The organism is Pandoraea horticolens, from assembly GCF_902459555.1.
Classification (GTDB): domain Bacteria; phylum Pseudomonadota; class Gammaproteobacteria; order Burkholderiales; family Burkholderiaceae; genus Pandoraea; species Pandoraea horticolens.
In genome coordinates this window covers 34,289-60,767 of record NZ_CABPSM010000026.1, presented here as the reverse complement: position 1 = coordinate 60,767, position 26,479 = coordinate 34,289, and the positions used below count along the sequence as shown (strand labels likewise).

Below are 26,479 nucleotides of genomic sequence, written 5' to 3'. Positions count from 1 at the left end.
GTTGGCTTGCGAGGACAGTACGTCCATGCTTTGCGCACGCGTGGTCCGCGGCGCGGCTTCCAAAGCGAAGCCGACGACGCCGGCCGCCGCCATGCGGGCGTTATTCTCGGCGTCGAAAGGGTTGAGCATGCCGACGACCACGCTGCCGCGCGGGATCTGGGCGACTTCCGCAACCGACGGCGCGCGGACCTTGAGCACCAGCTCGGCGCCAAGGGTCTCGGCCGCACTGCCGCTCGACGCGCCCGCTGCGACATACGCCGCATCGGGTACGCTCGCGGCCTCGCCGGCGCCACGCTCCACGGTGACGCGATGCCCTGCGCTCACCAGCTTCTTCACCGTTTCCGGTGTGGCCGCGACGCGGGATTCGCCGCCGGCCGTCTCCTTTGGAATGCCAATATGCATAGTTATTGTCTCGGGGTCTGAGCCCCTGTCGTGTTGTGAAACTCAGGCCACTGTGGCTCGCGCGGGCTGCATCGAACGCCCGTCATTGGCCGCTTCGAAGCAACGCACCTTCGTGCAATGAATCAGGTCGCACAGGAATTCCGGCTCGTAGGCGCGCAGCAGATGCGGCTGGTGTCCGTCGAGATAGGCCCCGATCAGCACCAGTTCGGCCATGCGCAACGCCTGCGCCGAAGCGCCTTCGAGGTACGCCAGCGGCAAATCTTGATTCCCGGTCGTATGCAACAAACGGGTGTACGTGTGGGGACACCAATACCAGTCCAGCCCCAACTCGACGAATGCGTTGTTGAACGCATGCAGATGGGCGTTGGCAACCGGTGCCAGGGCGGCGGGTTTGATATGCGTTTCGATGACAGACATGATGGCGCTCTCCCAAAACAGTGATCGTCTCCAGAACACGCGAACCCGCTCTCGCCTGACGCGACATGTCACCGACGCTTTGCTGTCACATCACTTTCATGCGGGCTGCCATTGCAGATTACGCAGCCCAACCCATAAAAGACAGTTAAAGTTAATTATGCAAACCATCAACGATTACTTATACTTCCTCAATCGCACTTCGCGAGCGGAAACCGTTCCGCCGCACGCCCCGAACTCTGGAAGCCTGCCGCATGAAACACGCCACGCTCCGTCAGTTGAAGGTCTTCGAAGCCGTCGCGCGCCATCTGAGCTTTTCGCGCGCCGCCGAAGAATTGCACCTCACGCAACCGGCCGTCTCGACACAGGTCAAACAACTTGAGACACACGCCGGACTCCCGCTCTTCGAACAACTGGGCAAGAAAATCTTCCTGACCCCGGCGGGCAGCGAAATGCTTCACTACAGCCGCGCGATCATTGCGCTCTTTCGCGAAACCGAAGAGGCGATGGATCACCTCAAGGGCATTACGGGCGGAAAGCTCAACGTTGCCGTCATCAGCGCGGGCGACTATTTCTTCCCCCGGCTGCTCGCCGCGTTTACCGTGCGATATCCCGGCGTAACGCTGGGTCTTACGGTGCACAACCGCGAGGAACTGTTGCACCAGCTCACCGAAAACCTCACGGATCTGGCCGTGATGGTGCGTCCGCCCCACGAGATCGACACGATCAACGAAGCCTTCGCGCCCCACCCCTATGTCATCGTGGCGCCCCCCGATCATCCGCTCGCCGGTGAACGCCAGATTCCGTTTTCTCGACTCGCGCAAGAACCCTTCATCAGTCGCGAGCGCGGGTCCGACACCTGGAATTCCCTGCAAGACGCGTTCGGTCATCGCACCCAGCAACTGAAGATCACGATGGAAATCGCCAGCACGGAAACCATCAAGCAAGCGGTCGTGGCAGGCATGGGCATTAGCTTCCTGTCGGCGCATACCGTCGGCATGGAACTGCAGACCGGCCAGTTGACGGTGCTCGACGTGCAGGGCTTTCCGGCGTGGCAAAACTGGTACGTCGTGCATCGTCGCAGCAAGCGGCTGCCACCGGTTGCGCAAGCCTTCCGGGAATTTCTGCTGGCCGAAGGCGCCGAACTCATCGACGGCATGATGGCGTACAAGCGCCCCGTGCCACCGCCCGAGGGCAGAGGAAAAAGCTACGCTGCCCGCAGTGCCGATCGGGCCGCCCCGCGCCGGGCAGATCCGGGGCCTGCCGAATCTGCCGAATCGGCCAAATGAAAAAGGGCGATCGACTCAGGCCATTGCCACCCCGGCCGACCACCGTGAAATCGGTTGCTTCGTCAGCCGCCCATACGATTGGCCAACGTCCCTAGTCCGTCGATGCTCACTTCCACCAGCGCGCCCTCTTTCATCGAGCCGACGCCAAGCGACGTGCCCACCGCGATCACGTCGCCCGGCAGCAGGGTCATGTCCTGTGAGAGGCGCGCGACGAGTTGCCACGGGTTGAAGATCATGTCGGCGAGCGCATAGCGCTGACGTTCCGTGCCGTCGAGCCGCGTGACCAGTTCCGCCTCGCGCCAGTCGAAATCCTGTGCAATGACCGGACCGATACAGCCGAACGTGTCGAAGCCCTTGGCCCGTGTCCACTGTGCGAAGTTGCCGTCCTGCTCGATGATTTCAGCGGCGGTGACGTCGTTGACCAACGTGTAGCCGAGGATGTAATCGCGGGCGGCTTCCTCGGTCACGTTGCTCGCGCGCTTGCCGATCACCACGCCCAGCTCGCCCTCGAAAACGATCTTGCCGGCATACGACGCCGGACGACGAATCACCGCGTCGGGTCCGGACAGCGACGTCGCAGGTTTGATGAGGAAGAGCGGATGCGACGGCGCGGCCTTGCCGAGCTTCGCGCCGAGCGCGTGAAAGTTGTTCCACAGCGCCACGATTTTCGAGGGCTCGCAGGGGCACAGCAGATCCACGGCGTCGCGGGCAATCGTCGCGCCCGTGGCAATCGGCTGATCGAAAAGACTGCCGCGATGTTCGAGAACGTGATCGCCCTGCAGCAGGCCGAAGCCGATGCGGCCATGTGCGGTCTTGAAACGGGTCCAGAGCTTCATGCGTTTGCCATTCCTGTAACGGCCCGGCTGCACGGCAGGGTTCGCCGCGCAAGCGCCGGGCTCGATGTCTTGAGTCGTTCAACATCTGCCTCGTGCAGACACTTGCGCCCGTACGGCGACGCTTACACCGCGCCGACTTCGCGCAAGGCAGCGATCTGTTGCGCGCTGAAGCCGAATTCGGAGAGCACGTCGTCCGTGTGCTCGCCGAGCAACGGTGAGCGCTCCACATGCGTGGGACTGTCCGAGAGCTTGATCGGGTTGCCGACGGTGAGGTACTTGCCGCGCTTCGGGTGATCGACTTCGACGATGGTCCCGGTCTCGCGCAGCGACATGTCTTCTGCGATTTCCTTCATCGAGAGGATCGGGCCGCACGGAATGTCGTACTCGTTGAGGATGGCCATGACGTCGAACTTCGTCTTCGTCATGGTCCATTGCTCGATCGTGTCGAAGATCTCGCGCAGACGCGGCAGACGCGCACGGGGTGTGGCGTACTCCGGATGCTCGACCCATTCGGGCTTGCCGATCACCTTGCAGATCGAACCCCACACGGGCGCCTGCGTGATGAAGTAGATGTACGCGTTCGGGTCTGTCTCCCAGCCCTGGCACTTGAGAATCCAACCCGGCTGGCCACCGCCCGAGGCATTACCGGCACGCGGCACCGCATCGCCGAACTGGCCGTTCGGGAACTGCGGATACTCTTCCATCACTCGCGCGCGCTCCAGACGCTGCTGATCGCGCAGCTTCACGCGGCACAGGTTCAGCACACCGTCCTGCATCGCCGTCAGCACGCGCTGCCCCTGCCCGGTCATCGTGCGCTGATACAGCGCCGTGACGATGCCCAGCGCCAGGTGCAAGCCCGTGCCGGAGTCGCCGATCTGCGCCCCCGTCACCATCGGCGGGCCATCGTCGAAGCCGGTCGTCGACGCCGCACCGCCCACGCACTGCGCCACGTTTTCGTAGACCTTGCAGTCCTGATACGGACCGGGGCCGAAGCCCTTGACCGACGCCACGATCATGCGCGGGTTCAGCGCGTGGATGTGCTCCCACGTGAAGCCCATGCGATCGAGCGCACCGGGCGCGAAGTTCTCCACGAGCACGTCGCAGTCGCGGATCATGCGCTCGAGCACCGCCTTGCCTTCGGGGTGCTTGGTATCGAGCGTGATCGAACGCTTGTTGCTGTTGAGCATCGTGAAGTAGAGGCTGTCCGCGTCGGGAATGTCACGCAGTTGATCGCGCGTGACGTCGCCATGCCCGGCGCGTTCGATCTTGATGACGTCAGCGCCGAACCAAGCCAGCAACTGCGTGCAGGTCGGACCGGACTGCACGTGCGTGAAGTCGAGAATGCGCACACCTTCGAGTGCCTTGCCCATGGTCGTCTCCGCTCAGCAGGCAGCCTGGGCACTTGCGCCCGGGACATACACCGAAAATTGGCTCGCGGCACACGCCGGTGTCTGCTGTGCGTGTGCGCCACACGTGGGGCTGGCTTCGCGCCGGAAGCTGGCGACGGTGAACATGGTTTGTCTCCTCCTGATGCGACGGCGTTTATGTAATTGGTATGCGAAACGAATCGGTACGCGGGCCTCGCGGCATCTCACGAAGGCCGTCGCCGCTTCGGGCGCCCCACCTGTCGTTGATCGATTATTGTGATATACAGTATTTCATACACGATATTTTATCAACGGCTTTTTGTTGCCTATCCCTTTGACTGTCTCTCGATACGGAGGCATTAAAAATGGTCAAAACCCGCATGAATAAAGGGGAAATGCAGTGCAGCATAGCATGCGTGAAACGCTCTGCCTACGGGTTTACAGGCATGTGTCGCGGCCCCCAATTCGACCGCCAACGAGGCGTATTTATCAGAGCACCTTTAAATATATTGAATACAAAATACTCGTAGAGACATAACCAACGCGCTCCCGCCATCCGAGAAACAAAAAAGCACCGATTCGCTCACCTCCCCGTGGGGGGCGCAAATCGGTGCTTCATTGATTTCCGGGTGACGCCAGGTCGCTGCCGGGCGCGCCCGGGCGATCAGCCTGCCGTTGCCGCCAACTTCGCCTCCAGCTCCGCCACGCGCTTGCGCAACTGCCGATCCTCCTGGAAGCGCGCCGTCTCGTCGCGAATCACGGCGACGATGCCGGTCACTTCGCCGCCGGCACCATGCAGCAGCGCTACCGTGAACGCAATCGACATGGCACGCCCGTCCTTGTGCGCAGCGGGCACTTTCAACAGGTCGCTGCCGTACTTGGTCTGGCCCGTCTCCATTGTCTTGGCATAGCCTTCGTTGTGACGCGCGCGCAGCCGCTCGGGAATGATGATGTCCAGCGGCTGCCCGACCGCCTCGGCGGCCGAGAAGCCGAACATCTTCTGCGCGCCGGAATTCCAGAGCGTGATGATGTTCTGCGGGTCGGCCACGACGATGGCGTCGCCTACCACCTGTACCAACTGACTGACGTCGACGGATGCACTCATGATGTCTCCAATGCTCTTGTGGGGAATGCGTCTGGCATGGCTGCCAAACATGCCGATAAATTACATCAATTAGAAGGCAGCACCGTCCCGAAAATAGAAATGGGTGCCCGCTCCGAGCGGAGCCGCACCCATGAACACCTTCGCGTGCGCGCAGGCACCGCCACCGCCCGAGGGCGGCTTTGGCGCATGCGGCGCACCGTCTGCGAGCGGAATTTACACCGAACGCGACGTATGCAGGTTCGCGATCTGGTCCTTGCTGTAACCCAGCTCGGACAGGATCTCGTCGGTGTGTTCCCCCAGCAGCGGCGAGCCCGTGATTTCCGGCTTCAGGCCCGAGAACTTGATCGGGCTGCCAACGGTCAGGTACGTACCACGTTCCTTGTGCGGCACTTCCACGATCGTGCCCGAGGCGCGCAGCGACGGGTCGTTCGCGATTTCCTTCATCGACAGCACCGGAGCGCACGGAATGTCGAACTTGCGCAGGATGTCCACCGCTTCGTACTTCGTCTTGTCGGCCAGCCAGGCTTCGATGGTCGCGAAAATGTCGAAGATGTGCGGTTGACGGGCTTGCGCCGTGGCGTAGTTCGGATCGCTGATCCATTCCGGCTTGCCCAGCGCGCGGCAGATCGGCTCCCAGGCGTGACCCTGAATCGTGAAGTAGATGTACGCGTTCGGGTCCGTCTCCCAGCCCTTGCACTTGAGCACCCAGCCCGGCTGGCCGCCACCGCCTGCGTTGCCGCCGCGCGGCACCACATCGCTGAATTCGCCATGCGGGTACTGCGGATACTCTTCGAGGTAACCGACACGGTCCAGACGCTGTTGGTCACGCAGCTTCACGCGGCACAGGTTGATGACCGAATCCTGCATCGAGACGGCCACCTTCTGACCACGGCCCGTCTGGCCGCGGCCGATGAGTGCCGTCAGAATGCCGATGGCCAGGTGCATACCGGTGTTGCTGTCGCCGAGTGCGGCAGCCGACACCGTCGGGGGGCCGTCCCAGAAACCGGTCGTCGAGGCGGCACCGCCGGCGCACTGCGCCACGTTCTCGTAGACCTTCAGGTCATCGTAGTGGTGGCCGTCCGAGAAGCCCTTGACCGATGCGACGATCAGCTTCGGGTTCAGTTCGTTCAGACGCTCCCACGTGAAGCCCATGCGATCGAGGGCGCCCGGTGCGAAGTTCTCGACGAGCACGTCCGACTCCTTCACCAGCTTCTCGAGCACTTCCTTGCCTTCCGGTGTCTTCGTATCCAGCGTCAACGAGCGCTTGTTGCTGTTGAGCATCGTGAAGTACAAGGCATCGGCGTCGGGAATGTCGCGCAGTTGGCTGCGCGTGACGTCGCCCGATCCGGGGCGCTCCACCTTGATGACGTCCGCACCGAACCAGGCCAGCAACTGCGTGCAGGCGGGGCCGGCTTGCACGTGCGTGAAGTCGATGATCTTGATACCTTCGAGGGGTTTGCTCATGTCGTGTCTCCTTGATTGACTCGGATTACTTTTTCATCGCCGCGCTTTGCGGATTCAGGTTCGTCAGACGGCCGCTTTCGGTGCCCGCGGCTTCGTCGATGACGGCATTGATGAGGGCCGGCTTGCCCGCCGCGATGGCTTCCTTCAGCGCCTTCGTTAGTTCTTCCGGCGTGGTGACGTTGTAACCAACGCCACCGAAGGCTTCGATCATCTTGTCGTAGCGCGCGCCCTTCACGAACACGGTCGGCGCCACGTCCTTGCCGCCCGTCGGATTGACGTCGGTGCCGCGGTACACGCCGTTGTTGTTGAAGATGATGGTGGTCACCGGCAGCTCGTAACGGCAGATGGTTTCGAGTTCCATGCCACTGAAGCCGAACGCGCTGTCACCTTCGATGGCGACAACCGGTTGGCCGCTCGTCACGGCAGCGCCGATGGCGAAGCCCATGCCGATGCCCATCACGCCCCAGGTACCCGAGTCGAAACGCTTGCGCGGCTGGTACTGGTCGATGATGGCTCGCGCGTAGTCGAGCGTGTTCGCGCCTTCGTTGACGAGGTTGATGTCCGGATGCTGCTTGAGCACGTCGCGAATCGCGCCGAGTGCGCTGTGGAAGTTCATCGGCGATGGGTTCTGGGCAAGCGTTGCCGCCATCTTGGCCAGGTTCTTGCTCTTGCGCTCTGCAATAGCGCCCGTCCACTCGGCGGACGGCTTGCCGAACTTGCTGTCAACGCCGGCGAGCAGTGCCGACACACACGAACCGATGTCGCCGATGACCGGCGCGGCAATCGCGACGTTGCTGTCGATTTCCGTCGGCGAGATATCGATCTGCACGAACTTCTTCGGCGCCGAGCCCCACGTTTTTCCCTTGCCGTGGGCGAGCAGCCAGTTCAGGCGCGCACCGATCAGCACGACGACATCGGCCTCTTGCAACACGAACGAGCGCGCAGCCGATGCCGATTGCTCATGCGTGTCGGGCAGCAGCCCCTTGGCCATCGACATCGGCAGATACGGAATGCCGGTCTTCTCGATGAGGGCGCGAATGTCGGCGTCGGCCTGCGCGTAGGCCGCGCCCTTGCCCAGCAGAATCAGCGGACGCTTGGCGCCCTTGATGACGTCGAGCGCGCGCTGGACGGCATCCGGTGCGGGGATCTGACGTGGTGCGGCGTCGATCACGCGAATCAGCGAGTCCTTCGCCTTTTGGGCGTCGATGGTCTGCGCCAGCAGCTTGGCCGGCAGATCCAGATAGACGCCGCCCGGACGGCCGGACACGGCCGCGCGGATCGCGCGAGCCAGGCCAACGCCGATATCTTCGGCGTGCAACACACGGTAAGCCGCCTTGCAATACGGCTTGGCCGCATTGAGTTGGTCCATTTCTTCGTAGTCGCCCTGCTGCAGATCGACGATCTCACGCTCGCTCGAACCGCTGATCAGGATCATCGGGAAGCAATTGGTGGTCGCGTTGGCGAGTGCCGTCAGGCCATTCAGGAAACCAGGCGCGGAGACGGTCAGGCAGATGCCGGGCTTTTGCGTCATGAAGCCGGCGATAGCGGCCGCGTGGCCGGCATGCTGTTCATGGCGGAAGCCGATGAAACGCATGCCTTCGGCTTGCGCGAGGCGAGCCAGATCGGTGATGGGAATCCCCACCAGACCGAAGATGGTGTCGATGTCGTTCGCTTTCAGGGCATCGATGACCAGATGAAAACCATCCGTCGTTTCTGCCTCGGACCCGATGTTCGCGTGTCGGCTGGTGTCTTTGAGCGTGTCGCCCGCGGTGTCGTTTTCCGCCTTGCCGACTGGCACGGTCATCGCAATGGACATAATTCTCTCCTCCAAATTTTCCGGTTTCAGTGTTGCGTCGTCTTGTCTGACGATTAGTGGGTATTCCTGTACTGCTTCTCTGCTTGCTCATCCGGTCGTGCAACCCGACCCGCGAGGGCACGGATTGCACGCCGGTCAAACATTTCGCTAATCAAGCCAGCCAGTCTGCGTCTTCGCTTAGTCAGTGCGCGTTACGTGGTGCTGCGGCTCAGATCCGCAGCTTTCACGACCGGCTCACTGGATTGCTCCTTGAAGTCACTGGCGTAACGCTGTGCCAGACGGGCACGCATCGGCTTGAGGACGAACAAGGCAAGGAAGGCAGCGAAGGCATTCATGGCGCAGGCGACCATGAACACGGCCTGCCAGCTACCGGTCATCGAGGTGATGACACTCGAGAAGGGCACCAGCAAAGCGGCGGTCCCCTTCGCGGTGTACAACATCCCCGCGTTGGTAGCGGCATACTTCGAGCCATACGTGTCGGCGCAGGTCGCCGGGAACAAGCTGTAGATCTCACCCCAGGCGAAGAACACCAGGCCGGTCAGGAGCACGAAGGCCACCGGGTGCTGGCCATACTTCGCCAGCGCGTAGATCCCCACGGCTTCCATCGCGAAGGCGATGAACATCGTGTTTTCGCGACCGATCTTGTCCGATATCCAGCCGAACACCGGACGCGTCACCCCGTTGAGCACACGGTCGATGGCCAGTGCGAAGGTGAGTGCGGGCAGTGTGAGACCAAGAAGCGAGACAGGTGCCTGATCCAGACCGTAGTCCTTGGCGATCGGACCGAGCTGTGCCGTTGCCATCAGACCGCCGGCGGCCATCAGCACGAACATCAGATACATCAGCCAGAACACCGGGGAGCGCATGACTTCCGTCGGCTTGGCGTTGTAGCGCATGGCGCCCGGGGCCAGCTTCTTGAGTACTTCGATCGATGCAGGCGGACTGGCGAGCGCCAGACCCAGCACCAGCACGATGATCCCCTGCCCCAGCCCGAAGGTCAGGAAGGTGTTCTCGTAGCCGCTGGACTTGATCATGTTGGCGATCGGTACCACGGTCAGTGCCGAACCGGCGCCGAAACCGGCAGCGGTAATGCCCGCGGCAAGACCGCGACGATCCGGGAACCACTTCAGCGCGTTACCCACGCAGGTGCCATACACCGCACCGGCGCCCACGCCGCCCACCGCCGCTGCGAAATACAACATCGGCAGCGAGGATGCATAGGCATTCAACACCCACGCAATACCGCACAACAGACCACCCCCGACCACCACCGGGCGCGGGCCGAACTTGTCGACCAGATACCCTTCGATCGGCACCAGCCAAGTCTCAGTCACGACGAAAATCGTGAAAGCGACCTGAATGGCCGTACGGCCCCAGTGATACTTCTCATCGATCGGGTTGACGAACAGCGTCCACCCGTACTGCAGATTGGCGATCATCGCCATGCAAATCACGCCGAACACGAGCTGAACCCAAGGGCTCGCGAACACGGATTGCTTACCGTGTTGATTTATCGTCTCCACTTGTACCTCCTCCATCGGTTTCCAGTTGTTTGGCAGCTTCACAACAACAACACCTTCCGGATGGGATCTGTGCCCCCTGGGTATGCTTTACGAGGTCTTCGCCTCGTCGACTTGTCTCTGATGCGTACGGGGGCCATTGCTTTTCCCCGCAAATATACCGAACGAAATATACGATATATCAGATATAAGTCAACACTAATTTATTGCTGTCCTCGCTTTCCTCCTCGCGTGCCGAAGTCGTTTTCGTCCATTGCAGCGAAAACAACTACGGCACGCGAGGCACTGTCCTAAGTGGCGGCTAGATACAGTAACGCCACTGTAGGACGGAGCGGCGCAACAACGCAATGCGAAAACACTAAGGAGTTAACCTGATCCACGAAGCCTGCCAGATAAGGCGCACAGCCTTTTTATATCGGGCTACTTGCTATTTTTCAAAACCAGCACAAAACGATATTTTTGTTAGTTTTTTTCACAATAACCTGGATTTTTCAATCCCTCGACATCGCTGTAATACACCGTAATAATTCACTCCTCAGACGCTTGAAGCGATTTCGGCAACGCCCTTCATGCCGGTCAAGCTCACACATCGGGACCGCTATTTCTCGCGCATCTGCGGGGAAACCATGACACTCGTCGCGCCCAGAATGCTTGGCGCTGCCCTCCTTGTGATATACGATATACAGAATTTGGTATTAGAAAAATAAACGACCAGTACCAGGCCCAGGTTTCGATTCACCTTTGGAGGGAGAGACTTCATGAAGATTTGCATCTATGGCGCTGGCGCCATCGGTGGCTATCTCGGCGTGCAACTCGCGCGCGCCGGAGCCGATGTCAGTCTGGTGGCGCGTGGCCCGCACCTGAGCGCCATGCGCGAGCACGGACTTAAACTGCTGATCGATGGCGAGGAACGCGTCGCCCAGTTGCGCTGCACGGACGACCCGCGCGAGCTCGGTCCGCAGGATTACGTGATCGTCGCCCTGAAAGCACACTCGGTCCCTGCGGTACTCGACGCGATGCAGCCTTTGATCGGCCCGGACACGGCCGTCGTCACAGCCGTAAACGGCATCCCCTACTGGTACTTCTATAAGCACGGCGGCGCGCTCGAGGGCACGACGCTGGAGAGCATCGACCCGGGCGGTCGCCAGTGGCGTCAGCTCGGACCGGAGCGCGCCATTGGCTGCGTTGTCTACCCGGCCACGGAAGTGGTTGCACCGGGCGTGATCCAGCATGTCTATGGGAATAAGTTTCCGCTGGGCGAAGCCAGCGGCGAGCGCACCGATCGCGTGGAGAAGCTCTCGCAATTGATGATCGCCGGCGGACTCGACGCCCCGATCCGCGAGAACATCCGCGATGAAATCTGGCTCAAGCTCTGGGGCAATCTCTGCTTCAACCCGATTTCGGCACTTACGCACGGCACACTCGACATCATTGCAAGCGATCCGGGCACGCGTGCCATCGCGCGCGCCATGATGCTCGAAGCCAAGGCGATCGGCGACAAGTTCGGTGTGCACTTTCGCGTTGATGTCGAGCGTCGCATCAATGGTGCGGGCGCTGTCGGCGCACACAAGACGTCGATGCTCCAGGATCTCGAACGCGGCCGCGCAATGGAAATCGATCCACTCGTCTCCGTCGTCCAGGAGATGGGACGCCTCGCTGGCGTGTCGACGCCAACGCTCGATGTGGTGCTCGCCCTCATTCAACAGCGCGAGTTCATGACGCAGCCCGATGCGGTCGCCGCCGCGCAGGAACGATTGGCCAAAGCGGCCTGAGCCGAACGCCGTTGCTTTGAGACGGTGTGGCGCGGGGCACGCGACCGCGCCTCGCCAGATTCGGCGGTATCTATATAGAGAGAACGGAAAATGGTCAGCGTGGCCGATTGAACGGATCGCGCTGCCACCCTGCCCCCGCAGTCGCTCAAACGTGCCGCCGCCGGTTCTCCGGTCGCGGCCGATTTTTTGCCGGAGACCCTCGACTTATCCGGCTGAGGTAGGCCACACCGGATGTGGTTTCGCGGCAACGCAATAACGTTTATTTGCCACACTCAGGAAGCATGACTGCTTCCCTCGAAAATCGAGCACGCCACCCGTGTCCCGAAATCCGCACTAATGCAAGCCCGACGGACATCCCAGGAGGTGCACCGCCATCATCGACCCAATGAACACTATCGGAAAAAGAGACAAATTCGAGCGACGAACAGGCAGGGTGACATAAAGAGCGTCCCGAAAAACGATAAATTTTGATATTCGGTATGTGGTATATCTTGAGACTTGTTGCGGCGCGACATACAATGCAAAGCAAGTTCTCCCCCACATTACCGTTTATCAGGAGTGTCACCATGTTAGTCGCTGCGCTTACTTTGCTTGCCCTTGCTTCCGCACTTGCCGCCGGTGTTGCGATGGTTCACCTCTTCGTCGCCCTGCCGGCCTCGATGCTCGAAAAGTCCGAACAGAACGGTCGTTTCGCATATCTGGCGGAAACCACGCAGGCAAATGAATCGGGTAAACTCGTCACAAAGCCGGCAACCATCGTGGGGCAGCAAGCATTGCGCCTCTGAAGGGGCCGTAATACCTAGGAGACTATTGCATGTCCCTGATCACCCCAACTCCGGCGCGCGTGACTCCGCTCGCGCTGGAGCCGATCGACACCACCACGAGTTTTCGCAATCAGGCGTATGCGCTGCTGAAAAAAGCCATCGCCGACGCCGATATCTATAACCAGAAGGAAGAAATTCGCCTGGACGAGCGTCAGCTTATCCAGGTGCTCGGCGTTTCGCGCACCCCGATTCGCGAAGCCATGACCCTGCTGGAACAGGAAGGTTTCCTGCGTACGGTGCCGCGCCGGGGCATTTTCATCATTCGCAAGACCAAGCGTGAAATCGTTGAAATGATCCAGATGTGGGCCGCCCTCGAAGGGATGTCCGCGCGGTTGGCCACGCTGCATGCGAGCGATGAAGAAATCGCCAAGCTGCGTCACTTGTTCGACGAGTTCGTCAATGCACCGCCGACCGATCATATTGAAGAGTATTCGGACGCGAACATCGACTTCCATCAGGCCTTGATCAATCTTGGCGGCTCGCAAGCCATTGCCAATACGATCAAGAACCTGTTCATTCACGTGCGCGCCATTCGCAAGGTGACGATTGCTCAGAACGATCGGGCCGCCCGCTCGATTGTCGATCATCTGAAGATCATCACAGCACTCGAGAAGCGCGACACCGAACTCGCCGAGAAACTCGCACGCGACCACACGCTGGGCCTGGCCGCCTTCGTGGAGGAACACTGCGACTTCCTCGAGTAAAGGTCAGCCGCTGCATCTGATCCGGCAACAACGGACGCTGCCGGAAAAAGCCAGTGACATGCGAATGTCGCTGGCTTTTTCTTTGCCCGTCCATCCGGCGCATCTCCCGTCCTCCACGCATACGGTGTGGCACCTTCAGTCTCCGCCCTTCCCCCAATTCGGGTAAACGAGCCTGCCAAACCGGGCTTCAATCTATTGCACGTATACCGTATATCATATATCGTGTTTCACATACTGATGCTTCGCTACACCGTCGGCGGCCTGCCAAGCGACCAAGGACCGTGTGACGAAGCGCCGCCGCGCAGCGGGCGAATCGAAGCGCGGTGTGTGGTTTTCGAGTCGCGGTACTAAAGCGTTGACGAAGGTTGACGGAAGTAAGCAACGGGCGAGAGGCCGAGCCCGTGCGGCATATGGTGGGGGCTATGTGCCGCACGCTCTTCCGGTGCCGCGCTGATCGCTAGACGCGAGCAGCGTCGCCGGATGTGACCATTGGGCCTCTCGCCCCGGGGCAGGACAAGAACAGATAACCCATACCCTCAGGCGCACCGTTCCCCACGGTGTGCCAAACAGGAGACAACAGCCATGCGCGAGGCTTTTTCCATCGCGACGGTGCAAGCGATTCTGGACGTTCATGCGGCTCAGGAAGGCCCCCTTCTGCCGATCCTCCATGACGTTCAGGAAGCTTTCGGCTACGTACCCCCGGATGCCGTGCCTGTCATCGCCAACGCTCTCAATCTCTCTCGCGCCGAAGTGCACGGCGTGATCACGTTCTATCACCACTTCCGCACCAGCCCGCCGACGCGTCACGTCGTGCAGATCTGCCGTGCCGAGGCGTGTCAGAGCATGGGCGCCGACGCACTCGTGGCGCATGCGGAACGGGTGCTGGGCTGCGCCATGCACAGCCACTGCGGCGATGTCTCGCTCGAGCCGGTGTACTGCCTTGGCCAATGCGCGACGTCACCCGCCATCACAATCGACGACAAGCTGCACGCGCGCGTCACCCCCGAGAAATTCGACCGTCTGGTCGCCCGCGCCAAGGATGCCGCATGAGCCAAGCCTCCACTCCTGCCAAAACGCCCGGCAAGGTTCGGTTTTATCTGCCGCGCGACTCTGCCGCCCTCGCACTCGGCGCCGACGAAGTTGCCGAAGCCATTACGGCGCAAGCCGCACAGCGCGGCCTCGATATCGAGCTGGTGCGCAACGGCACGCGCGGCATGCTCTGGCTCGAACCGCTGCTTGAAGTCGTCACGCCTGCCGGGCGCGTCGCCTACGGGCCGGTCGATGTCGACGACGTGCCCGGCCTGTTCGACGCCAACGTCACGGCCGGCGGAGATCATCCGCTCGCCCTTGGCCTGACCGAAGAGATCCCGTATTTCGAGAAGCAGGAACGTCTGACGTTCGCCCGCGTAGGCATCACCGATCCCGTTTCGGTTGACGATTACGTGGCTCACGACGGCTATCGCGGTCTGCGCAACGCGCTCGCGCTGGACGGCGCGGCCATCGTCGAGCAAGTGACCGAGTCCGGCTTGCGCGGTCGCGGCGGCGCGGCGTTCCCGACGGGCATCAAGTGGAAGACGGTGTTGAACACGCCGGCCGCACAGAAGTACATCGTATGTAACGCCGACGAAGGCGATTCCGGCACGTTCGCCGACCGCATGTTGATGGAAGGCGATCCGTTGGTCCTCGTGGAAGGCATGACGATCGCCGGTATCGCCGTGGGCGCCACGCGCGGCTACATCTACGTGCGCAGCGAGTATCCGCATTCCATCGACGTGCTGGGCGAGGCCATCGTCAACGCCAACAAGGCAGGCTACCTCGGCGAGAACATTCTGGGCTCGGAGCACACGTTCCATCTCGAAGTGCGCAAGGCGGCAGGAGCATATGTCTGCGGTGAAGAGACCGCATTGCTCGAAAGCCTGGAAGGCAAGCGCGGCGTAGTGCGCGCCAAGCCACCGCTGCCCGCCATCGAAGGTCTGTTCGGCCTGCCGACGGTCATCAACAACGTGATTTCGCTCGCCTCGGTGCCGATCATCATGGATCGCGGCGCGGAGTTCTACAAGCACTTCGGCATGGGACGCTCGCGCGGCACGTTGCCCATCCAGCTCGCCGGCAACATCAAATACGGCGGTCTCGTCGAGAAGGCGTTCGGTGTGACGCTGCGTGAAATCCTGTACGACTACGGTGGCGGCGCCATCACCGGCCGGCCGCTGCGAGCGGTACAGGTGGGCGGTCCGCTCGGTTCGTATCTGCCCGAATCGCAATGGGATACCCCGCTCGACTATGAAGCGTTCGCCGCCCTCTGGGCCGTGCTCGGCCATGGCGGCATCGTGGCACACGACGACACCGTCGATCTGGCCAGGCTCGCGCGCTATGCCATGGAGTTCTGCGCCATCGAATCGTGCGGCAAGTGCACGCCGTGCCGTATCGGCTCGACGCGTGGCGTTGAAGTGATGGACCGGATCATCGACGGCCGCGACCGTCCCAAGCAGATCAGGCTGCTACGCGACCTGTGCGACACGATGCTCGCGGGTTCGCTGTGCGCCATGGGCGGCATGACGCCCTACCCCGTGCTGTCTGCGTTGAATCATTTCCCCGAAGACTTCGGCGCGGCCGAACCGTCGAATCTGCCGACCAAGGCCGCCTAGGAGAGTGCCCACCATGATGGACCCAATGTTTGACAAGGATTACGGCACCCCGCGCCGCGAATCGACGAAGGAAGTCACGCTGGAGATCGACGGCGAACAGATCACCGTGCCCGCAGGCACCTCGATCATGCGCGCCGCCTCCGAAGGCGGCGTGAACGTACCCAAGCTGTGCGCCACCGACTCGCTCGAGCCGTTCGGTTCCTGCCGCCTCTGCCTCGTCGAGATCGAAGGCCGTCGCGGCTTCCCGGCGTCGTGCACGACGCCCGTCGAGCCCGGCATGAAGGTGCGCACGCAATCGCCGAAGCTGCAAGAACTGCGCAAGGGCGTGATGGAGCTGTACATCTCCGATCACCCCCTCGACTGCCTGACTTGTGCGGCCAACGGCGACTGCGAGTTGCAGGACATGGCGGGCGTCACGGGCCTGCGCGAAGTGCGCTATGGCTTCGATGGCGCCAATCACTTCGACACTCAGAAAGACGAATCGAACCCATACTTCACCTACGACGCCTCGAAGTGCATCGTCTGTAACCGCTGTGTGCGCGCTTGCGAAGAAACGCAAGGCACGTTCGCGCTGACAATCTCGGGCCGCGGCTTCGAAGCCCGCGTCTCGCCGGGTCAGGATCAGCCGTTCATGGATTCGGAGTGCGTGTCGTGCGGTGCCTGCGTGGCCGCTTGCCCGACCGCGACATTGCAGGAAAAATCGGTCATCCATCTCGGGCAGGCCGAACACGCCAAGATCACCACTTGCGCCTATTGCGGCGTGGGTTGCTCGTTCAAGGCGGAGATGAAGGGCAACGAAGTCGTGCGCATGGTGCCGCACAAGGACGGGCAGGCCAATGAAGGTCACGCCTGCGTGAAGGGCCGCTTTGCCTGGGGCTACGCCACGCACAAGGACCGTATCCTGACGCCGAAAATTCGCAAGAAGATCACCGACCCGTGGCAGGAAGTGTCGTGGGACGAGGCGCTCGACTATGCCGCGTCGGAGTTCAAGCGCATTCAGGCCAAGTACGGGCGCGACTCGATCGGCGGCCTGGTGTCGTCGCGCTGCACGAACGAAGAAGACTATCTGGTCCAGAAGCTCGTGCGCGCCGCGTTCGGCAACAACAATGTCGACACCTGCGCACGGGTGTGCCACTCGCCGACCGGCTATGGCCTGAAGGCGACCATCGGCGAATCGGCCGGCACGCAGACGTTCAAGTCTGTCGAGCAGTCGGATGTGATCCTCGTGATGGGCGCGAACCCGACCGATGGTCACCCGGTGTTCGGCTCGCGCATGAAGAGGCGTCTGCGCGAAGGCGCCAAGCTGATCGTGATCGACCCGCGCCGCATCGATCTGGTCAAGAGCCCGCACGTCAAGGCCGACTATCACCTGCAACTGCGTCCGGGCACGAACGTGGCGATCATCAACGCACTCGCGCACGTCATCGTGACGGAGGGCCTGATGGCCGACGCGTTCATCGCACAACGCTGCGAGGATCGCGCGTTCGAGCAATGGCGTGACTTCATCACCCGTGCCGAGAACTCGCCCGAAGCCACCGAGGCTCATACCGGTGTGCCCGCGCATCTCGTGCGCAGTGCGGCGCGCCTGTACGCCACGGGCGGCAACGCGGCGATTTATTACGGACTCGGTGTGACGGAGCATGCACAAGGTTCCACGACGGTCATCGGCATCGCCAACCTCGCCATGGCCACCGGCAACATCGGCCGCGAGGGCGTGGGCGTGAACCCGCTGCGCGGTCAGAACAACGTGCAAGGCTCGTGCGACATGGGTGCGTTCCCGCACGAACTGCCGGGCTATCGTCACGTGTCGGACTCGAGCGCCCGTGCGCTGTTCGAAGCCGAATGGGGTGTCGAGCTGCAATCCGAACCGGGTCTGCGCATCCCGAACATGTTCGATGCGGCGCTCGCCGGCACCTTCATGGGGCTGTATTGCCAGGGCGAGGACATCGTGCAGTCCGACCCCAACACGCAACACGTAACCCATGCGCTCGAACAAATGGAGTGCATCGTCGTGCAAGACATCTTCCTGAACGAAACGGCGAAGTATGCGCACGTGCTGCTGCCGGGCTCATCGTTCCTCGAAAAGGACGGCACGTTCACCAACGCAGAGCGCCGCATCTCACGCGTGCGTCAGGTCATGCCGCCGCGCGCCGGTTACGCCGACTGGGAAGTGACGATCCAACTCGCCAAGCGTCTGGGCTACGAGATGAACTACTCGCATCCGTCGGAGATCATGGACGAGATCGCCCGACTCACGCCGACGTTCACGGGCGTGAGCTACGAGAAGCTCGACCGTTTGGGCAGCGTGCAGTGGCCGTGTAACGAAGCGGCGCCGGAAGGCACGCCCGTCATGCACATCGACGAATTCGTGCGCGGTAAGGGCAAGTTCCTCATCACGCAATACGTGCCGACCGACGAAAAGGTCACGCGCCGCTTCCCGCTCATCCTCACGACCGGCCGGATTCTGTCGCAATACAACGTCGGCGCGCAGACGCGGCGCACGGACAACGTGCATTGGCACGACGAAGACCGCCTCGAAATCCATCCGCACGATGCCGAAGAGCGCGGCGTGAAGGACGGCGACTGGGTCGGCATTCAGAGTCGTGCCGGCGAGACGGTATTGCGCGCCGTGGTGAGCGAGCGCATGCAGCCGGGCGTGGTGTACACGACGTTCCACTTCCCGGAGTCGGGCGCAAACGTCATCACCACCGACAACTCCGACTGGGCGACGAATTGCCCCGAGTACAAGGTGACGGCAGTGCAGGTCACACCGGTGGCGCAACCGTCGGAATGGCAGCGTCAGTACTCGGACTTCAACCGTCAGCAGGAAGCATTCCTCGGCCACGCGCATAGCACGACGGAAGCGAGTCCGGGCTAAGTTGCCGAAGGAAGCAACGCGCGCCGCTTTGCCGGATGTCTGCGAGGTCAGCGATATCGACGAAGCGGCACGGTGACAGACAATCCGCGTCCAGCGCCGGAGGGCTCCGGCGGGCTTCACCGTCTAACGCCAGAAGACGGTGCGGCGGACGCGAGATTGGCCACGCTACGCAGAACACCACACGGCATCACACGGCAGAGAACGAACTCAGGGGGACAGAACAGATCATGGACACCGACAACCTGGTCAAGATGGCCAATCAGATCGGGGACTTCTTCGAGACGATGCCCGACCGCAGCGAGGCGCTCGAGAACATTGCAGGCCACCTGCGACGCTTCTGGGCCCCGCGCATGCGCATGACGATTCTCGAGCATCTCGAAGCCACCGATGGGCATGGCATGCGCGAGATTGTCGTGGCGGCCATCACCGCCCATCGCGCCGAACTCTGGCCGCGCGGCTAAGCGGCGCGACGGGCGCAGGCAGTCATTGCCCGCGCACCTGGCTTGATGAGTACCGCGCCGCCGGCCACGAGGCGGCTCGCATTGAGTGTCTTGCATTGCACCGGCAGCACAATGGGCGTGCCAGTCATCTCGATCGCTTGCTGTCTCTGACGAAACGAGCGAGCCGTTGCTTCGGGCACAGATTCGGGCATCGCAGGTAAGGAGATCACCGGCTATGGACTGCCAGGCCGAAAGTTGTCCACAGCCTTTGTGGATAACCCACTGGATAACCTGCCCCCGCCTTCTCGAATGCCCCGTGAACAGGGGCTGTCAAGATCATTGCCCAAAAAACGATCAGCGCCGGAACAAATATTCGGCTTGACGGTCTGCCCCCTCCCTGCTTAAGCACCATTCCCCTTGTTTGCCGACCCATCGGGGTTCTGCCTGATTGGCGTGTCGGCCTGCCCAGCCGCATCGGGCGGTGACTGGGGCACGCCGCGCAGCGCCACGACGACCTGACTCTGGCCGAGCACCGCGTCGGGCGCCTGCTGCAAGGCCAGCCGGTAACGCTCTCCGAACTCGGCGTCGGCGTTGCGGAACAGCTTGGCGGCTTCATCGGCCAGCGCAATGCCCGCCTCGGCCAGCGGCGGCGTCTGCTCGAGCCATTCGTCGAGAGCGACGATCAGACGCGAGAGCGGATCCAGCCAGCGGAACCAGGCATCTTCCGTCAGCAATTGCACGAAGCGTCCCGTCGGCACCGGCCCGAAGACGGCTTCGTATTGCTGGCGGTCATTGGCAATCAGCACCTTGTGCTGGGAGAGCAGTGCCGCGCGCAATGCCTTCACGGCGGTGATCTGGGCAGCGTTGGCCGGTGTGGTATCGATCGGTTCGGTCATCTATCGCCTCGTAAGCGTCAGAAAGGTAAAGAAACGGAAATGGAAAGTGTCTGACATGGACTTTAGGACTTGGCCCATAGCCAACAGACGTTCGGATCACGATACTACACGGGTCTCGCAGACACCTCGCGAGACCAGGCTTTCACTTCCCCGTGGGAGGCCTGCTTCCTCGCCCGCCCATCCGGCGGGTTTTTTTTGCCTGAACGATTCGCACCGCCAGGCCGGCTTGATTTCCCCCATTCCCTTCCGTCATCTCCCCTTCTCGCCGTGCCCGATGCGTCGGCGCAAATTCGTTTATCATCGGCAGCGCTCTGGACCGCCTTCCGATATGACCTCTGCTCTGCGTCCCAAAACCGTTGGTGTCATGGGCTCCGGCAAACAGCCGTGGACCGAACTCGCCGCGCCGCTCGGACGTGCACTCGCGCTCGCCGGTTATCACCTGCTCACCGGCGGGGGCCAAGGCGTAATGACCAGCGTGAGCGAAGCCTTTTGCGCCGTTCCGCAGCGTATAGGACGCAGTATCGGTGTCGTGCCGACCGAGGCCGTCGGTGAAGACGGCGCAGCCCCGACATTCCGTCCGCTGCCCGGCTATCCGAATCCGTTCGTGGAAGTGCCTGTCGTGAGTCCGTTGCCACGCCATTTGCCCGACGCGCCGGCCGGCACACTCTCGCGCAATCACATCAACGTGCTATCCAGCGACGTCATCGTTGCGCTGCCCGGCCATCACGGCACGCGTGACGAGGTCGGGCTCGCCGTGCATTACGGCAAGCCCGTCATTCTGTTCGGGGAGTGCGAGCACTTCGCGGACATGCCCGCTTCGCTCGTGCGAACGATATCGCTCGATACCGTGATGAACTTCGTCAGAACGGCACGGTGAGTTTCGCGTCGATCGACTGGAAGCGATACGACCATCCCGGCGGGCCGCTCGACGCCGGCATCCACGGCGCATTCAATCGCTGCATCACCGACACATCGAGCTTCGACGTGCCCAGATTGTGCGTGTGGCTCAGCCCCACCTCGGCAAAACTGTCGTAGGTGTGGATGGCGTTCGGATCTTCGGTGCGACTGCGGTTGTAGCGAAATTCAAGCCCCGTCGAGCCGTTGGCCGTGAAGTCGAACGCGCGGCGCACGCGCCATTGCAGTGTCTGCGTCTGCGTGGTGCCGGTGGCGATCTGGTCCGTGGCCGCGTTGGTCTTGCCCGTGACGCCGACTGTCCAGTCCGCATCGATCGGCAATGAGTAGTTGGCCGTCACATTCCGATTCGTTGTATCGCGACGCGCGTTCTGCAAGTCCTGACTCAACGTGGTATGGAACTTGCCGTACATGCCCAGCGGGTTGTTCATCAACAGGTTCGCCGTGCCCTGCATCTTGCCCGTGGTCGTCATGCCACTGTTGTTCATGCCGACGTTGAACTGATAAGGCTGCTCGTTGAGCACCTGCAAGCCTACGGCGCCCTCGCCGGGGGTACGGCTACGCGTGGCGATGAGTGGCAACGAATCGTCTCGCACCACGAGCCCCTGGCGCATCAACATGCGCAGGTTGCGCGTCGCGAAGCTCTCGTGGCGCGGCTGCCCGCGCAGGCATGCGGCGCGTGCGAGGAAGGCGTTCGGCGGCGCGACGTCGGCGACGGGCTGCGGCTCGCTTGCCGCCGATGCCGCCGATGCGGCAGCATCCAGATCCACTGCGGAAATTGCCGTGCCATCGGCACTCAACTCCGGCGCGACCGCAAAGTCGCCGGCGGGTAATGGCACAGAGGGAGGTGCAGATGGTGTGCCGGCCGATGCTTCCGGGGCGCCCTCTGCGACTGGCGTCGTTTGGGATGGATCGGTGTTAGACGCTTGCGCCCCCGATGCCGTCTGCGCCGCCTGAGCGGCGGCGGCCCGTTGCTTGGCCTCGCGATCGACGGCAGCAGCGACGGCGTTCGGATCGTCCCCCGCGAACAATGCGATGGGGTCCGATGAAGCGCCAGGGTCCTGCACGACGGGCACGGGAGGGGGCACGAAATACTGAGGCGCAAGGCCGCGATCCCACAAACCATAGGACACGGCATTCTGCTCAGTAAAACATGGCGGATTGAGATCCGAGAGCAAGGATTGTGCGTGCGCGAACACCGGTATCCCGGCGCTCAGGCACGCGGCCAGCAGGAGGCGACTCCGCACGGCCAGATTTACCGACGACATTCGACACCCGAAATCCCACCCCACACTGATGCCATCCGCTAGCGTTATGCGCCGCGTCCGACATGAGGAGGATGCTTTAGCGACAAGGGGCTATTCTACGTCGATCGGATGACGCGCTGCCAGTCACAAAATGCCGGGAACTCTTTCAATCGATTGACACTCGTATCGCGTGACTTCCCCTGTAGTGATTTTTGCCCGCCTCGTGCGGGCATTTTTATTGGGTATCGGTCGATCACAGGCCTGCCATGCGCGTTTCGCACCTACGACGCACTTTGCGTGCATTCCCAACGCCAGCGAGCCGCATCGATCCCACGTCACAAAAAGCCTGGGAAACCACTTCCCGGGCAATGGTCGATCGCCCTCGATCGCCCTCGATCGCCATCGAGGGGCGACCGAGGGGGGCCCGCAGGTGCCGGGCAATCAGACCCGGCACCGAAGTCGATGCGCAACGCCCGGTGTGGCTTGCTTACTTCTTCTTGCCGCCCTTGCTGCCGCCCGCGAGAAAGCGCGCGTTGTACTCGTCCATGAGCTTGCGCACCGTCTTGCCGATCTGGATGTAGTCAGGCTCGTTGAGGTTGGCGAGCGACACACGGCCGGACGGATGCAACGTGCCGAAGCCACGGCCCGGCAGCAGCACCACGCCACTTTCCTTTGCCAGACGGAACAGCACCTCCGACGGGTCGATGTTCTTCATGAACCAGTCGACGAAGCCCCTGCCGTAGATCTTCGTGCCCAGCACTTCGAGGTCGAGGATGTTGTAGTAGTCGACGGCCGTCGGTCCGGTCTCGTCGGCAATGCCTGCCGCGCGATACATCGCAGTCTTGCGGCGGCGGATGATGCGCTTGACGGCGTGCTTGTAGGCATCCGGCTCGTCCATCAGGCAAAACAGCGAGAAGAGCGCCATTTGCACCTGCTGAGGCGTGGACAGCCCTGCCGTGTGGTTGAGCGCCACCGCGCGGCTGTCTGCCACCAGACGGTCGATGAACTTGAGCTTCTCCGGCTCCGTCGTGATCGACGCGTAGCGCGCATTGAGCCCTTCGCGTTCCACCTTCGGCAGCTTGGCAATCTTGTCGTCGAACAGGTTCTTCTCGTGCGTGGCGATAACGCCCAGACGCCAGCCCGTCGCTCCAAAGTACTTCGAATACGAATACACGAGGATGGTGTTGTACGGCGCGATCGCGAACAGCGAGCGGAAGTCGTCGGCAAACGTGCCATAGACATCGTCGGTCAGGATAATCAGATCGGGACGCTTCTTGACGATCTCGGCCAGGTGATCGAGCGACGCGTCGTCGAGCTTGACCGACGGCGGGTTGCTCGGGTTCACGAGGAAGAACGCCTTGATCTTCGGATCGAGCAGCTTGTCGAGTTCCTTCTTCGAATACTGCCAGCCCAGCTCCGGATCGGCGTTCAGGTTCACTTCGTGAAGCTGGTAGTCGGCCAGTTCCGGAATTTCGATGTACGGCGTGAAGATCGGCATGCCCAGCGCGATGGTGTCGCCGGCTTGCAGCAGATGGTTGGTCTTGAGCGTATTGAACAGGTACGTCATGGCGGCCGTGCCGCCTTCGACCGCGAACAGGTCGAAGTTGCCCACGAACGGATGACCGCCGACCATCTCGTGACGCAGATACTTGGCGGCGATTTTCTCGGTGTTGCGCAGCATGCGATCCGGCACCGGGTAGTTACACCCGAGAATGCCCTGCACCATTTCCGTGAGGAAGTCCTCGACGACCAGACCCATCTGGTCACGGATATAAGAGATCGCCTTCTCGAGGAATTTCACCCCCGGCTCGTGCTGATGTTCGCGCGCGAAATCCAGCCAGCGCGCTTCAACGCCCTTGCCGGGCGGGATGCCGCCCACGCCTTCGGGCATATACGTAAACTGACGCTCGGCTTCCGAGAGCGCGAACAGGCCCAACTGGAAGAAGCCATGCCGCGGCTCGAGCGCGAGGAAGTTCGGGTTGCCGCGCCCGGCATTGAGCATCGAGCGCTGTGCGCCATTGTCCTGAGCGAGTTCGATCAGCGTGTCCTTGAGTTCGAACGGGCTGAGTTTGGCGAGTGCGTCGAGTTCCTTCGATTTCATAGCAATTTCTCCATGAACAACCATCTACAACCAATTGCGATTCCGTCTTGCGGGGGGCGATGACGGACGATCGTGTGAATGAACCAAATACATCGGGCTGCACGGCGTCGCGATAGCGCGACGTCTCTGCGTACCTCAAGTCAGCGACACCACCAGCGGTCCGAGCAACGTGAGCAGCACGTTGGCGATGGCGTAGGTAATGGCGAACGGCACTGTCGGCACATTGCTCTCGGCCTTGTCGAGCACTTCGCCGAAAGCCGGGTTGGCGCTGCGCGAGCCTGAAAGCGCACCGGCCAGAATGGCCACGTTGTCATAGCGAAGCACGTAACGGCCGAACAGGTAGGTGAGAAGCAGCGGCACGATCGTGACGATCACCCCGGCGACGAAGATCGAGACGCCGCTCTGTTGAAGGGTTTGCCATGCCTGCGCGCCGGCCGACAGACCGACACAGGTCACGAAGGTCGCGAGCCCCAGTTCCTTGAGCAGCGAACTAGCAGCGAGCGGCATCGCGCCGAAGGTCGGATGCTTACCGCGCAGCCACCCGAAGATCAGGCCGGAGAGCAGTGCGCCGCCGCCGCTGCCCAGCGTGAGCGGAATACTGCCGGCCTTGACCACGATGTAACCGATCAGCAGACCGAACACGATACCGATCCCCATGTACACATAATCGGTCTTCACCGAATAAGCGACGGGGTAACCGGCCTCCTTCGCAGCGCGCTGCACGTCGCTGTCGGCGCCATACAGCGTGACCACGTCGCCGTGATAGACGATGGTGTCGTCGAGCACCGGCACGGGCTGGCCCATCCGCGTGATCTTCGCGATATACACACCGTGCTTGACGTCGCGCTCTACGCCCGCCTTCAACTCGCCGAGCGTCTTGCCGTTGCCGCCCTTGCGGGCGAACACGACTTCCTGCATACGCAACGGAATGTCGAGATCGCTTGACGGACGCTGCTCGTCGCCCAACAGGCGCCATGCGTCGGTCGCTGCCTCACGGCGTCCGATGAGCATCACGTCGTCGCCGGCTTCGAGCACCAGATCGTCGGTGGCGATGATGATCTTCCCGTTGCGGCGCAAGCGCTCGATGGTCACACCGTCGGTCAACTGCTTCTCGACGTCGACCACACGCTTGCCCGCGCCGGTCGTCACACGATAGACGCGGCCGACGAGCGGCGGCAGCGAATCGACCTGATCGGCCGAGAGCGCAGCCTGACCACCGGCCATCTCGAGTTCGGCTTTCTTCGCATCGCCCTTGAGCGTGCGGCCCATGAGCTTGGGCACGAGCGACGCACACACGATGATGGCGCCGAGGCTGCCGAAGATGTACGTGACGGCATAGCCGATGGCCACTTCCGATTGCAGACGTTTGACCTCGTCCGCTGGCAGCCCCAGACGCGAGATGGCATCGCCGGCCGTGCCGATGATGGCCGATTGCGTGAGACCGCCGCCGGCCACACCTGCGGCAAGCCCCTTGTCGAAGCCGAAAATCCTGGCGCAAATCAGCACCGTCACCAGCCCCGAGGCGGCAAGGAAAACGGCCATGCCGATTTCGCGCAGCGTCTTGCGCGAGAGCGAACTGAAGAACTGCGGGCCGCTCTCGTAACCCACGGCGTAGATGAAGAGCGCGAACATGATGCTCTTCACGCCCGCGTCGACCGAGATGCCGATCTGGGAGACAACAACAGCCACGAGCAGCGAGCCGCCCACGCCACCTAACTGGAACGACCCGAACTTGATCGCCCCGATCGCGTACCCGAGGGCGAGCGATAGAAAGATCGCGACCTCCGGGACATGTTTAAGAATGCTATGCACGAGTTCCACGGCAGAACCTCCGTCAAGAAATGGGA

Annotated in this window: 22 protein-coding genes; 9 read left to right on the top strand and 13 right to left on the bottom strand. The window is 62.0% G+C overall.

From position 1 onward, the window contains the following. Together PHO31112_RS25540 and PHO31112_RS25535 are read right to left on the bottom strand one after the other, a co-directional pair. On the bottom strand, nt 1-402 hold a 402-nt coding region (locus PHO31112_RS25540; protein ID WP_484555864.1), incomplete at its 3' end, for a Rossmann-fold NAD(P)-binding domain-containing protein. Between the two features lie 42 nt (nt 403-444). Then, nucleotides 445-819: an HAD family hydrolase gene (locus PHO31112_RS25535; protein WP_150624324.1), complete on the bottom strand. Its 375-nt coding sequence runs from the start codon at nt 817-819 to the stop codon at nt 445-447. Between the two features lie 251 nt (nt 820-1,070). Between PHO31112_RS25535 and PHO31112_RS25530 the strand changes: the two genes are divergently transcribed. After that, nucleotides 1,071-2,105, top strand: a complete 1,035-nt coding sequence (locus tag PHO31112_RS25530; protein WP_150624322.1) for a LysR family transcriptional regulator — start codon at nt 1,071-1,073, stop codon at nt 2,103-2,105. Between the two features lie 62 nt (nt 2,106-2,167). Here the strand turns inward: PHO31112_RS25530 and PHO31112_RS25525 are convergent, their stop codons facing one another. From PHO31112_RS25525 to oxlT, 7 genes are all read right to left on the bottom strand, one after another. Continuing rightward, nucleotides 2,168-2,941 (bottom strand): fumarylacetoacetate hydrolase family protein, encoded by a 774-nt coding sequence (locus tag PHO31112_RS25525; protein ID WP_150624320.1) that lies wholly within the window; start codon nt 2,939-2,941, stop codon nt 2,168-2,170. A 122-nt stretch (nt 2,942-3,063) separates the two neighbouring features. Continuing rightward, entirely contained in the window at nt 3,064-4,311 is a 1,248-nt protein-coding gene (gene frc, locus PHO31112_RS25520) for a formyl-CoA transferase (protein ID WP_150624318.1), read from the bottom strand. A 12-nt stretch (nt 4,312-4,323) separates the two neighbouring features. Further along, complete coding sequence (locus PHO31112_RS27995) at nt 4,324-4,455, bottom strand: hypothetical protein (RefSeq protein ID WP_281355121.1); 132 nt, start codon at nt 4,453-4,455, stop codon at nt 4,324-4,326. A gap of 517 nt (nt 4,456-4,972) precedes the next feature. Then, a complete protein-coding gene (locus PHO31112_RS25515) occupies nt 4,973-5,413 on the bottom strand; it encodes a PAS domain-containing protein (RefSeq protein WP_150624316.1) in 441 nt (146 codons plus the stop codon). Between the two features lie 213 nt (nt 5,414-5,626). Then, nucleotides 5,627-6,877: a formyl-CoA transferase gene (gene frc / locus PHO31112_RS25510; protein ID WP_010806388.1), complete on the bottom strand. Its 1,251-nt coding sequence runs from the start codon at nt 6,875-6,877 to the stop codon at nt 5,627-5,629. A 25-nt stretch (nt 6,878-6,902) separates the two neighbouring features. Then, on the bottom strand, nt 6,903-8,693 hold the full coding sequence (oxc, locus tag PHO31112_RS25505) for an oxalyl-CoA decarboxylase (protein WP_174995886.1): 1,791 nt from the start codon (nt 8,691-8,693) through the stop codon (nt 6,903-6,905). A gap of 191 nt (nt 8,694-8,884) precedes the next feature. Further along, a complete protein-coding gene (oxlT, locus tag PHO31112_RS25500) occupies nt 8,885-10,231 on the bottom strand; it encodes an oxalate/formate MFS antiporter (protein WP_150624332.1) in 1,347 nt (448 codons plus the stop codon). Nucleotides 10,232-10,971: 740 nt separating this feature from the next. Here oxlT and PHO31112_RS25495 point away from each other — a divergent pair. From PHO31112_RS25495 to PHO31112_RS25465, 7 genes are all read left to right on the top strand, one after another. Then, nucleotides 10,972-11,985 carry a 2-dehydropantoate 2-reductase gene (locus tag PHO31112_RS25495; RefSeq protein ID WP_150624314.1) on the top strand — a complete coding sequence of 338 codons (1,014 nt, stop codon included), beginning with the start codon at nt 10,972-10,974 and terminating at the stop codon, nt 11,983-11,985. Between the two features lie 566 nt (nt 11,986-12,551). Continuing rightward, nucleotides 12,552-12,770, top strand: coding sequence for a hypothetical protein (locus PHO31112_RS25490; RefSeq protein ID WP_150624312.1), 219 nt, complete (start codon nt 12,552-12,554; stop codon nt 12,768-12,770). 29 nt (nt 12,771-12,799) lie between these two features. Beyond that, complete coding sequence (locus PHO31112_RS25485) at nt 12,800-13,513, top strand: GntR family transcriptional regulator (protein WP_039409675.1); 714 nt, start codon at nt 12,800-12,802, stop codon at nt 13,511-13,513. Nucleotides 13,514-14,095: 582 nt separating this feature from the next. Further along, the gene (locus PHO31112_RS25480) at nt 14,096-14,563 is read left to right on the top strand and encodes a formate dehydrogenase subunit gamma (RefSeq protein ID WP_150624310.1); all 468 of its coding nucleotides are present in this window, start codon (nt 14,096-14,098) and stop codon (nt 14,561-14,563) included. After that, complete coding sequence (locus tag PHO31112_RS25475; RefSeq protein WP_150624308.1) at nt 14,560-16,158, top strand: formate dehydrogenase beta subunit; 1,599 nt, start codon at nt 14,560-14,562, stop codon at nt 16,156-16,158. Before PHO31112_RS25480 ends, PHO31112_RS25475 begins: the two co-directional genes overlap by 4 nt. Nucleotides 16,159-16,171: 13 nt before the next feature. Then, nucleotides 16,172-19,036 (top strand): formate dehydrogenase subunit alpha, encoded by a 2,865-nt coding sequence (gene fdhF, locus PHO31112_RS25470; RefSeq protein WP_150624306.1) that lies wholly within the window; start codon nt 16,172-16,174, stop codon nt 19,034-19,036. A gap of 227 nt (nt 19,037-19,263) precedes the next feature. After that, nucleotides 19,264-19,497 carry a formate dehydrogenase subunit delta gene (locus PHO31112_RS25465; RefSeq protein ID WP_042115138.1) on the top strand — a complete coding sequence of 78 codons (234 nt, stop codon included), beginning with the start codon at nt 19,264-19,266 and terminating at the stop codon, nt 19,495-19,497. A gap of 380 nt (nt 19,498-19,877) precedes the next feature. Here PHO31112_RS25465 and PHO31112_RS25460 read toward each other — a convergent pair whose 3' ends face one another. Then, the gene (locus PHO31112_RS25460; RefSeq protein WP_150624303.1) at nt 19,878-20,372 is read right to left on the bottom strand and encodes a hypothetical protein; all 495 of its coding nucleotides are present in this window, start codon (nt 20,370-20,372) and stop codon (nt 19,878-19,880) included. Nucleotides 20,373-20,700: 328 nt separating this feature from the next. On the opposite strand from PHO31112_RS25460, the gene PHO31112_RS25455 reads away from it, so the two are divergent. Beyond that, nucleotides 20,701-21,249, top strand: a complete 549-nt coding sequence (locus PHO31112_RS25455) for an SLOG cluster 4 domain-containing protein (RefSeq protein ID WP_246178562.1) — start codon at nt 20,701-20,703, stop codon at nt 21,247-21,249. Here the strand turns inward: PHO31112_RS25455 and PHO31112_RS25450 are convergent. From PHO31112_RS25450 to aspT, 3 genes are all read right to left on the bottom strand, one after another. After that, nucleotides 21,233-22,531, bottom strand: coding sequence for a ShlB/FhaC/HecB family hemolysin secretion/activation protein (locus PHO31112_RS25450; RefSeq protein ID WP_150624301.1), 1,299 nt, complete (start codon nt 22,529-22,531; stop codon nt 21,233-21,235). The genes PHO31112_RS25455 and PHO31112_RS25450 overlap by 17 nt on opposite strands. Before the next feature lie 487 nt (nt 22,532-23,018). Continuing rightward, nucleotides 23,019-24,632 carry a bifunctional aspartate transaminase/aspartate 4-decarboxylase gene (locus tag PHO31112_RS25445; RefSeq protein WP_150624300.1) on the bottom strand — a complete coding sequence of 538 codons (1,614 nt, stop codon included), beginning with the start codon at nt 24,630-24,632 and terminating at the stop codon, nt 23,019-23,021. Nucleotides 24,633-24,767: 135 nt separating this feature from the next. After that, nucleotides 24,768-26,453 carry an aspartate-alanine antiporter gene (gene aspT / locus PHO31112_RS25440; protein ID WP_150624298.1) on the bottom strand — a complete coding sequence of 562 codons (1,686 nt, stop codon included), beginning with the start codon at nt 26,451-26,453 and terminating at the stop codon, nt 24,768-24,770. Nucleotides 26,454-26,479: the final 26 nt, after the last annotated feature.

Bases quoted from the DNA above. Each gene is read 5' to 3' on its own strand.
- PHO31112_RS25535 (WP_150624324.1), bottom strand. From the start codon at position 819: ATGTCTGTCATCGAAACGCATATCAAACCCGCCGCCCTGGCACCGGTT.
- PHO31112_RS25530 (WP_150624322.1), top strand. From the start codon at position 1,071: ATGAAACACGCCACGCTCCGTCAGTTGAAGGTCTTCGAAGCCGTCGCG.
- PHO31112_RS25525 (WP_150624320.1), bottom strand. From the start codon at position 2,941: ATGAAGCTCTGGACCCGTTTCAAGACCGCACATGGCCGCATCGGCTTC.
- frc (WP_150624318.1), bottom strand. From the start codon at position 4,311: ATGGGCAAGGCACTCGAAGGTGTGCGCATTCTCGACTTCACGCACGTG.
- PHO31112_RS27995 (WP_281355121.1), bottom strand. From the start codon at position 4,455: ATGTTCACCGTCGCCAGCTTCCGGCGCGAAGCCAGCCCCACGTGTGGC.
- PHO31112_RS25515 (WP_150624316.1), bottom strand. From the start codon at position 5,413: ATGAGTGCATCCGTCGACGTCAGTCAGTTGGTACAGGTGGTAGGCGAC.
- frc (WP_010806388.1), bottom strand. From the start codon at position 6,877: ATGAGCAAACCCCTCGAAGGTATCAAGATCATCGACTTCACGCACGTG.
- oxc (WP_174995886.1), bottom strand. From the start codon at position 8,693: ATGTCCATTGCGATGACCGTGCCAGTCGGCAAGGCGGAAAACGACACC.
- oxlT (WP_150624332.1), bottom strand. From the start codon at position 10,231: ATGGAGGAGGTACAAGTGGAGACGATAAATCAACACGGTAAGCAATCC.
- PHO31112_RS25495 (WP_150624314.1), top strand. From the start codon at position 10,972: ATGAAGATTTGCATCTATGGCGCTGGCGCCATCGGTGGCTATCTCGGC.
- PHO31112_RS25490 (WP_150624312.1), top strand. From the start codon at position 12,552: ATGTTAGTCGCTGCGCTTACTTTGCTTGCCCTTGCTTCCGCACTTGCC.
- PHO31112_RS25485 (WP_039409675.1), top strand. From the start codon at position 12,800: ATGTCCCTGATCACCCCAACTCCGGCGCGCGTGACTCCGCTCGCGCTG.
- PHO31112_RS25480 (WP_150624310.1), top strand. From the start codon at position 14,096: ATGCGCGAGGCTTTTTCCATCGCGACGGTGCAAGCGATTCTGGACGTT.
- PHO31112_RS25475 (WP_150624308.1), top strand. From the start codon at position 14,560: ATGAGCCAAGCCTCCACTCCTGCCAAAACGCCCGGCAAGGTTCGGTTT.
- fdhF (WP_150624306.1), top strand. From the start codon at position 16,172: ATGATGGACCCAATGTTTGACAAGGATTACGGCACCCCGCGCCGCGAA.
- PHO31112_RS25465 (WP_042115138.1), top strand. From the start codon at position 19,264: ATGGACACCGACAACCTGGTCAAGATGGCCAATCAGATCGGGGACTTC.
- PHO31112_RS25460 (WP_150624303.1), bottom strand. From the start codon at position 20,372: ATGACCGAACCGATCGATACCACACCGGCCAACGCTGCCCAGATCACC.
- PHO31112_RS25455 (WP_246178562.1), top strand. From the start codon at position 20,701: ATGACCTCTGCTCTGCGTCCCAAAACCGTTGGTGTCATGGGCTCCGGC.
- PHO31112_RS25445 (WP_150624300.1), bottom strand. From the start codon at position 24,632: ATGAAATCGAAGGAACTCGACGCACTCGCCAAACTCAGCCCGTTCGAA.